General features: G+C 74.5%; 3 protein-coding genes and 1 pseudogene. 2 read left to right on the top strand and 2 right to left on the bottom strand.

Annotated features, from left to right (window positions below):
• The first annotated feature begins 48 nt into the window (after positions 1–48).
• Together ACWF94_RS36865 and ACWF94_RS36860 are read left to right on the top strand one after the other, a co-directional pair.
• On the top strand, positions 49–876 hold the full coding sequence (locus ACWF94_RS36865) for a GNAT family N-acetyltransferase (protein WP_453499012.1): 828 nt from the start codon (positions 49–51) through the stop codon (positions 874–876).
• A pseudogene (locus tag ACWF94_RS36860) lies at positions 801–1,466 on the top strand (lysophospholipid acyltransferase family protein); the annotation flags it as partial. The gene ACWF94_RS36865 and the pseudogene ACWF94_RS36860, both read left to right, overlap by 76 nt.
• A gap of 227 nt (positions 1,467–1,693) precedes the next feature.
• Here the strand turns inward: ACWF94_RS36860 and egtD are convergent.
• Both egtD and ACWF94_RS36850 read right to left on the bottom strand, forming a co-directional pair.
• Positions 1,694–2,704: an L-histidine N(alpha)-methyltransferase gene (gene egtD, locus ACWF94_RS36855; RefSeq protein WP_453499010.1), complete on the bottom strand. Its 1,011-nt coding sequence runs from the start codon at positions 2,702–2,704 to the stop codon at positions 1,694–1,696.
• Positions 2,701–3,367, bottom strand: a 667-nt coding sequence (locus ACWF94_RS36850) for a hypothetical protein (protein WP_453499008.1), incomplete at its 5' end; no start/stop codon positions are given. The genes egtD and ACWF94_RS36850, both read right to left, overlap by 4 nt.

Genomic DNA, 3,367 nt, shown 5'->3' with positions numbered 1-3,367 from the left:
CCACCACACCGGTGGTCCGGCCCCTGCCGACCGGCCCAGGAGACAGCCATGCCCGCATCGCCTGCCGTCGTTCCCGCCCCGGCCCCACGATCCACCTCCGCCCCCGCCCCCACGCCCCGGCCCGCGCCCGCCGGGGAGGCTGAACCGTCCCGCTATGTCCTGTGCCTCGCCCGTGACCAGGACGATGTGCGCGCCGCGCAGCGGCTGCGCCACCAGGTGTTCGCCGGGGAGTTCGGAGCCCTGCTGGACGGCCCCGAACCGGGCCTGGACACCGATGCCTTCGACGCCTACTGCGACCATCTGCTGGTCCGCGAGGCCGGGACCGGCGAGGTCGTCGGCACCTACCGGGTGCTGCCGCCGGAGCGCGCCCGGATAGCCGGGCGGCTGTACACCGAAACCGAATTCGATCTCACCCGGTTCGCCGCCATCCGCGACGACCTGGTCGAGGTCGGGCGCTCCTGTGTCCACCCCCGGCACCGCAACGGCGCCGTCATCTCCCTCATCTGGGCCGGCCTCGCCCGCTATCTGACCCGCACCGGCCACACCTGGCTGACCGGCTGCTGCTCGATCCCGCTCAGCGACGGCGGCGGCCTCGCGGCGGCCACCTGGCGGACGGTCAGGGCCCGGAACCTCGCCCCCGAGGAATTCTGGGTCACCCCCCACCGGCTCTGGAACGCCGAAGCCGTCCCCCTCCCCGCCGGGCGGACCGAACTGCCCGCCCTGCTCCGGGGCTATCTGCGGCTCGGCGCCTGGGTCTGCGGGGCCCCGGCCCACGACCCCGGCTTCCAGGCCGCGGACCTGTGTGTGCTGCTCTCCCTGCGCCGCACCGACCCCCGCTATCTGCGCCACTTCCTCTCCCTGACACCTGCCCGGTGAACCACGGCCCGGCAAGTGCCTGGCTGCCCCGCGCTCCCTGCACCCCCACCGGGTGCGCGAGCCACCCCGGCCCGGCGGCGGGACGTCTCACCGCCGCCGCCCGGCTGTGCGCGGCGGCTGTCACCGTCCTCGCCGGTCTCGCCCTCGCGCCCCTGGCGGCTCTCCTCGGCCCCCGGGCGCGGAACCGGGCGGCCCGGTGCTGGAGCCGAACGGTCCTGCGCGCCTTCGGCGTCCGCACCCGTGTCGTCGGCACCCCGTACGCGGCCGGGGCCGCCCTCGTCGTCGCCAACCACATCTCCTGGCTGGACATCCCGCTGACCGCCGTCGCGCTGCCCGGCCGGATGCTCGCGAAGGCCGAGGTACGGAGCTGGCCGGTGCTCGGCCCGCTCGCGGCCCGCGGCGGCACCCTCTTCGTGGAGCGCGACCGGCTCCGGACCCTGCCCGGCACCGTCCGGGCGACCGCGTCCGCACTCCGGTCGGGCTCCCGGGTCATCGCCTTCCCCGAGGGCTCCACCTGGTGCGGGCGCGACCAGGGCCGGTTCCGGCCCGCCGTCTTCCAGGCCGCGCTGGACGCGGGCGCGGACGTCCAGCCCGTACGCATCACCTATCTGCCCACCGGTACGGCCGCCTTCGTCGGGGACGACTCACTGCCCGCGTCCCTGTGGCGGATCGCGGCGGCGCGGGAACTCACCGCCGAGATCCGGCTGCTGGCCCCGATCCCGGCGGGCCGCTTCCCCGACCGCCGCTCACTGGCCCGCGCCGCCCAGCGGGCCGTGACCCCCGAACGCGGCCGGTGGCCGTCCGACGGCGGCGGTGTTCACCCGGACGCCCCAGATGCCCCGGGCACTCCAGATGCCCCGGGCACCCCGGACGCCGTCGCCAGGGACAGCGCGAATCTGCCGCCGGCGTCCGTCCACCACTCGGACAGTTCCATCCCGGCGTCGGCCAGTTCCGCGCGTACGCCCTCCTGACGGAACTTCGCCGACACCTCCGTGCGCAGCTCCTCGCCCTTGTCGAACGAGACCAGCAGACCCAGCTCCGGGATCTTCACGCTCAGCGCGGAGCGCGCCCGCAGCCGCATCTCGATCCACTCCCGCTCCCGGTCCCAGAGCGCCACATGGTCGAAGTCGTCGGGGTCGACATCGGCGCCCAGCTCCCGGGCGAGCACCCGGAGCACATTCTTGTTGAACGCGGCCGTCACCCCCGCCGCGTCGTCGTACGCCCGGACCAGCACATCCTCGTCCTTCACCAGATCCGTCCCCAGCAGCAGCCCGTCGCCCGGGCCGAGCAGCGTACGCACCGAGCGCAGGAACCCGGCCCGCTCGGCGGGCAGCAGATTGCCGATCGTGCCACCGAGGAACGCGACCAGCCGAGGGCCCGGTGTACCGGGCAGAGCGAGCCCCCGGGTGAAGTCGGCGATCAGCGCGTGGACATGCAGCTCCGGACGCTCCCGGAGCAGGGCGTCCGACGCGCCCTTCAGGGCGCTCTCACTCACATCCACCGGTACATAGCTGTGCAGACCGGGCAGCGCGTCCAGCAGATGACGGGTCTTCTCCGACGAGCCGGAACCCAGCTCCACCAGGGTCCGCGCCCCGGTGGCGGCGGCGATGTCGGGCGCGCGGGCGATCAGGATCTCCCGCTCGGCACGCGTGGGGTAGTACTCGGGCAGCCGGGTGATCTCCTCGAACAGCTCGCTGCCACGGGCGTCGTAGAACCACTTCGGCGGCAGTTCCTTGGGCGTACGGGTCAGTCCGTGCAGGACATCGGCGCGCAGAGCGGCGTCCGTGGCGTCCTCGGGCAGGGTGCGGGTCAGCAGAAACGGGCTCACAGAGGAGGCTCCTTGAGCGGGGACAGGTCAATGCCGGCGCGGGTGGCGACCAACAGCGTGCGGTCGGGCACCTCGCGCCAGCGCGGATCGTCGTCGTACGGCTCGGAGGCCACGACGACCCGCTGTGGAGAACCGGCGGCCCGGTGTGGAGAACCGGCGATCCGTTGGTGCGAACCTGCGGTCCGTGGATGCGAACCTGCGGTCCGGCGGCCGGTCCGATCCCCGTGGTCACCCGGTTCCACCAGGTACCACAGGGAGTCGCCCCAGGCGGTGGCCGCGATCGTCCCGCCGTCGGTCAGCAGCAGGTTGAGCCGGGAGTCCGGCGCGGCGCCTGCCACCTCCCGCACCGTGTCGGCGAGCGCCTGGCCCACCTCGTCGCCGTCGCGGAGCCGGTGCAGCACCAGCGCCCAGAGCAGCGCCGTGTCACAGCGCGCCTCCAGCGACAGCAGCTCGGCCGCGGGCAGCGACCGCGCGAGCGCCGCCAGCGATCCGGGCCAGCCGGACACCGCGCCGTTGTGGCTGAACAGCCAGGGGCCGGAGGCGAAGGGAGCCGCCGCCGCCTCGCCGTCCGCGCCCGCCTCGGTGGCGTCCCGGACGGCGGCGAGCAGCGCCCCGCTCCGGACCACCCGGGCCAGATCGGCGAAGGAGAGATCGGCCCAGATG

This window comes from Streptomyces sp. NPDC055078 (assembly GCF_053607985.1).
Note: the sequence above shows the minus strand (reverse complement) of the source record. Positions and strands in the feature narration are given on the sequence as shown.